The sequence below is a fragment of the Mycobacterium sp. 852002-10029_SCH5224772 genome, from assembly GCF_001667315.1.
In the GTDB taxonomy this organism is placed as follows: Bacteria; Actinomycetota; Actinomycetes; order Mycobacteriales; family Mycobacteriaceae; genus Mycobacterium.
The window spans coordinates 1-1,417 of record NZ_LZHT01000063.1; the positions used below are offsets into that span (position 1 = coordinate 1).

The window sequence follows — 1,417 nt, forward strand, 5'->3', positions numbered from 1 at the left end:
TTCGCGCATGCGGCGCCGACCATTTTGACCGTATCGGCAGCAGACTCGAGCGCAATGCTGCCAGAACCAAAGCAAATCGGCGGCGTTCCCGAGGCGATCCAGGACGCGACGTCGTCGTCGGAATCCGTCGGCAGTTCCATGGTCAGTGCCCCGACAAAGGGACGCTGGTCGCCCCAACGCGTCCATTCCGCGGCCAATCCGGGAAAAAAGATGTCGTCATAAGCCTGGATCTCCAGCGATCTGCGTTCGGCGATTCGCCGCTGCGAGCGACGCGTTGCCTTCGGCAGGCCGAGCCCGTCGCGCTGCGCATTGTCGACTTCCTTCGTCGAGCGCCAAAACAGCCATTCGATCGCCGTCATGGCGGAGCGCAGCAGCGGCGCCGGCACGCTCGGCAGCAGGTGGCCGTTGGCGCGCATGGGGAAGTGGTGCAGCGAGGCCAATGGAATGTCGTAGTACTCGGCGACGTTGGCCGCGGATTGCTCGAAATTCAGGCCCGTGGAGAGCAGGTCGGCACCGTCCGCCAGCGACTTCAGGGCGGTGCTCACTTCTTCCCAGTGCCTGATGAGCGGATCCCAGACTTTGGGCACCTGCCTGATCGGATTGCGAAAGAAGTCCGCCCACATGTTCCGCAGGAATTCCTCGTCGAGGAACTCTTGCACCTTGGGGCCGTAGGGAACCGCCGCCAGGCCGGTCGATTCGACGAAGCCAACCAGTTCCGGGGGGACGGCCAGGCGCACGTCGTGCCCTCGACGCACCAGTTCGCGGCCCACCGCCGCGGAGGGCTCGATGTCGCCGCGAGTTCCGTAACTCGCCAGGGCAAATCTCATTTCCGCTCCCAGCCTTGCAGTCGTCGTGCACCGGCGGCGTCAAGGGTATCGAAGGTCATGGTGCGTTTTCGGCCCACCAGGAGTTCAATCAAAGCGCCTCAGACGGGCGAATTTCTCCAGGAGGTCGGCCGCTCGTTCGATGCTTTCGGCGGGTTTGGTCATCCGGGCGGACAGGTCGCGGGCGCGGGCGACGTAGTCGGGAGCGAGGATCCGGCGCAGGTCAGCGACCAACGTTTCTCGGGTGGTGCTCGAAAACGGCCTTGCGGTGCCCACTTGTAGCCGGTCGACCTGGCCGGCCCAGATCTTCTGGTCGCTCATACTCCAGAGGCTCAGCGTGGGCACTCCGGCGCGCAGGCCCGCGGCCGTGGTCCCCGCGCCGCTGTGGTGTACCACCGCGCGGCAGGCGGGAAAGACGGCTGCGTAGTTCACCGGGCCCACCACCTTGACGTGATCGGCGAGCGGGACGCCGCTGAAGTCGCTCCTACCGGCGCAGATCAATGCCCGCTCGCCCAGCTGGGTGCAGGCCGTGCTGATCATCTCGACAGTGTCGGCCGGGGATTCGACCGGCATGCTGCCGAAGCCGAAGCAAA

Annotated in this window: 2 protein-coding genes; both read right to left on the reverse strand. The window is 65.6% G+C overall.

Annotated features, from left to right (window positions below):
* Positions 1 to 827: glycosyltransferase (locus tag A5775_RS11570; protein ID WP_067252059.1), on the reverse strand; the 827-nt coding region annotated here is incomplete at its 3' end.
* Positions 828 to 911: 84 nt separating this feature from the next.
* A partial coding sequence (locus tag A5775_RS11575; protein WP_369827824.1) for a glycosyltransferase occupies positions 912 to 1,417 on the reverse strand: 506 nt, incomplete at its 5' end.